The sequence below is a fragment of the Methylobacterium indicum genome (assembly GCF_001043895.1).
GTDB lineage: Bacteria > Pseudomonadota > Alphaproteobacteria > Rhizobiales > Beijerinckiaceae > Methylobacterium > Methylobacterium indicum.
Genome location: NZ_JTHF01000295.1, coordinates 1 through 2,027 on the forward strand (window position 1 = coordinate 1; position 2,027 = coordinate 2,027).

2 protein-coding genes are annotated in these 2,027 nt (G+C 61.2%); both read right to left on the reverse strand.

The genetic code is table 11. The features are described 5' to 3' along the window. Nucleotides 1-1,029 (reverse strand): RHS repeat protein (locus QR78_RS27725; RefSeq protein WP_048430843.1); only part of this gene is annotated, 1,029 nt, incomplete at its 3' end. A 258-nt stretch (nt 1,030-1,287) separates the two neighbouring features. After that, entirely contained in the window at nt 1,288-1,746 is a 459-nt protein-coding gene (locus QR78_RS33285) for an SMI1/KNR4 family protein (RefSeq protein WP_158004087.1), read from the reverse strand. Nucleotides 1,747-2,027 lie beyond the last annotated feature (281 nt).

Below are 2,027 nucleotides of genomic sequence, written 5' to 3' on the forward strand. Positions count from 1 at the left end.
AACCGGACCGCCCGGGCCCCGGTCCAGCTCCTGGAACGCCGACACGTTCAGAGCCGCGTCGTAGTCGAACCGCTCCGCCAGCCCGTCGCCGTGGCGCGCCTCCTCCACCTGACCGTTGCCGTCGTACCGGTAGCCCGTCGTGCCCCAGAGTATATCGGCGATCGACACCGGCTCGGACGCCCGGTTCCAGCCGTAGACCCGCTCCAGCGCCGGTCCGGCCGGCGCATCCGGGCCGCCGACCCCTCCGCCGACCTGCCGCACCAGCCGACCGACCGCGTCGTGCCGGCTCTCCAGCCGGAAGCCGACCGGTGTGGCGCGGTGCCGCTCGCGCCCGGCCGCGTCGCGGCCCAGCGACAGCGCCGCGTGCTCGCCGATGCGCAGGCCGGCCAGCCCCCCGAGCGGGTCGTAGACGCTCGTCACCCCCGCCCCGAGGCCGCTGCGCGACACCCGGTGCCCGCAGCAATCGTAGGTATTCTCGATCCGGCGCCCGTTCACCGTCTCGGCCACCACCTGCCCGAGGGCGTCGCGCTCCAACTCGACCCGGGCCTCGCGGTTCTGCGCCCGCACCAGACGCCCCGCCCGGTCGTAGGCGAAGCGCGTCACCTGCGGCGCCGATCCGTCGGCCGCCGACACCGTCTCGGCGAGCAGCAGCCCGGCCGCATCGTACGCGTAGGCGAGGCGGGTGCCGTCCGCCTCGGTCCGGCCGGTGAGCCGCCCGGACCGGTCGTAGGCGTAGGCCGTCGTGCGGCCCTCGAAATCGGTCTCGCTCACCACCCGCCCGCAGGCGTCGCGGGTGAAGGTCCAGTGCCGGCCGAGCGCGTTGGTGACCTGCGTCAGCTGCTTGCGGCCGTCATAGGTGAAGCGCACCCGCCCGCCCTGCGGGTCCTCGATCTCCTCCAAGACCCCGTACGCGCCGTAGCGCCGGATCGTGCGACGCCCCTCGCCGTCGGTCAGCGCCACCTCGGCCCGGCCGCGATCGATCCACCGCTCGAGCGTCACCCCGTCGGCCCGCGTCTCGCGCGCCGGCACCCAGAAATCGCCGCCGGGCGCGTAGGCGAAGGTGGTGCGGGCGCCGAGGGGATCCTCGATCGCGGTGACGCGCCCGAACGCGTCGTGCTCGTAGCGCGTCAGCCCGTGGCGGAAAGCGATTGGCCAACCTGCCAGGTTTTGTCTAAGGGTGGTGCAGTGATTGAGCGGATCAACGACCGCAACCCGTTGCTCAGAACGTCCCTTCCTGGTGCAACGAACGGGTTGCGTCGTAATTCTACTGGTTTTTCTAAATATATTTTAATCTATAAAAACTTTATCGAAAAAATCTAATTTGTTTATAAAATCTCCAAACTCAACAGCAACAAGTATTTTTTCTTCTTCCAATTCGGATCCATTATCCATTGGTACAAAATATATACAACCGTCTCGTACGTTAAGACAGTGTATATTGCCGCCTTCGTCAATCGAAAATGGTACGTTGTCAATAAAAAAACTTGATATATCTTTTCGAGATTTATAAAATATGCGGGTTTCTTCGATGTTTTCGATATTATTGGGAAGTCGATACTGTATCGGAAAGAAATATCTAATCGTCGAATTGTGATCACCGGATAAGGCATTTTTATCCGGCACGCCGCCGTTTGATATCATGTAAAATTCGATTAAATCTTCTATACCATTAAAATTGATGTTGTCAAAGGTCTTTCTGATGATTTCTTCTGTCGGTTTTACTGCGCTCTGTGTGAGATTGATCATATTTTTAATCATAATTAGAGCCTAAATTTAAAGTGTCTGTACCGGGAGCGACATAGCAAGACGCCTTTATCTTGCTTGCTGCAGAACGCGCGGCGGCTGATTCATATCTCGTACCTGTTGCATTTTCAAACTGACTTACCGATCCTTTGTGCCCAACCGAGCGATGAACGCTAGAGTCTACTACACACGCCCCAGCCCATCGTGCCGGTAGGTCACCCGCTCGCCTTGCGGCCCCCACGCCTCGCTCACCCGGCCGCCCGCCGAGCCGTGCCAGAACCGCA

Excerpts from the sequence above, each read along its gene's own strand:
- QR78_RS33285 (WP_158004087.1), bottom strand. The coding sequence starts at position 1,746 with ATGATCAATCTCACACAGAGCGCAGTAAAACCGACAGAAGAAATCATC.